The sequence below is a fragment of the Leisingera sp. F5 genome (genome assembly GCF_001593695.1).
Window position 1 is genome coordinate 1 of the sequence record NZ_LUKH01001369.1, and the last position, 1,073, is coordinate 1,073.

Sequence of the window (1,073 nt, forward strand, 5' to 3'; positions counted from 1 at the left end):
CTTCCGAGAAGGTGGAGATCCTGTCGGCGGCCGGCGTGACCGTTGCCGAAAACCCCGCCGTAATCGGCGAAACCATCGCTAGCGTGATGAAAAAGAACGCCGCCTGATCCGGCTTTGGGTCAGGCGCGACGCTCCACCCCTGGCCTGGGGCAATGGCAGGGGTGGGGCGCATTAATAAAGCATAAGCACGACAGGGAGATGAAGTCATGGCAAAGCCCAAGGTTCTGGTGACCCGCCGCTGGCCCGCCGCAGTTGAGGCGCAGCTTTCTGAAGCCTTTGATGCTGTGCTGAACACTGGCGACAAGCCATTGAGCGAAGCGCAACTGCGCGACGCAATGAGATCTTATGACGCTGTACTGCCGACGGTGACCGACAAGATTCCGGCCAGTGCGTTTGATATCACTAAGCCCCAGGCACGGATCCTCGCCAACTACGGTGTGGGCTACTCTCATATTGATATGCCCAGTGCAGCAGGCCACGGCATGACTGTGACCAACACCCCCGATGTTCTTAGCGAATGTACCGCCGACATCGCCATGACGCTGCTTTTGATGGTCGCCCGCCGCGCCAGTGAAGGTGAGCGTGAAGTGCGTGCCGGTGAATGGACCGGATGGCGTCCGACCCATCTGGTCGGCACCAAGGTTTCCGGCAAGACGCTGGGCATCGTTGGCTTTGGCCGTATCGGCCAGGAAATGGCCCGCCGCGCGCATCATGGCTTTGGCATGAAGATCGTGGTGCAGAACCGCTCCCGCGTGTCGCCGGATGTTCTGGCCCGCTACAACGCTACTCAGGCCAGCAGCCTGGAAGAGCTGATGCCGCAGTGCGACTTTGTCTCGCTGCACTGCCCCGGCGGCGCTGCAAACCGGCATCTGATCAACACCCGGATGCTGAACCTGATGAAGCCGGATGCCTTCCTTATCAATACGGCCCGCGGCGAGATTATCGACGAGCTGGCCCTGTCCCGCGCTTTGTGGTTCGAAACCATCGGCGGTGCCGGGCTGGATGTGTTTGACGGCGAACCGCGCATCAACCCGGATCTGATGGGCTGCGACAACCTGGTGATGCTGCCGCAC

The 1,073-nt window shown here is 61.0% G+C and carries 1 protein-coding gene and 1 pseudogene; both read left to right on the plus strand.

All coding sequences use genetic code 11. The annotated features are described in order from the left end of the window. Nucleotides 1-107, plus strand: a pseudogene (locus tag A2I95_RS41495) (succinate--CoA ligase subunit alpha); the annotation flags it as partial. A gap of 99 nt (nt 108-206) precedes the next feature. Further along, nucleotides 207-1,073 (plus strand): D-glycerate dehydrogenase (locus tag A2I95_RS41500; protein WP_291738101.1); only part of this gene is annotated, 867 nt, incomplete at its 3' end.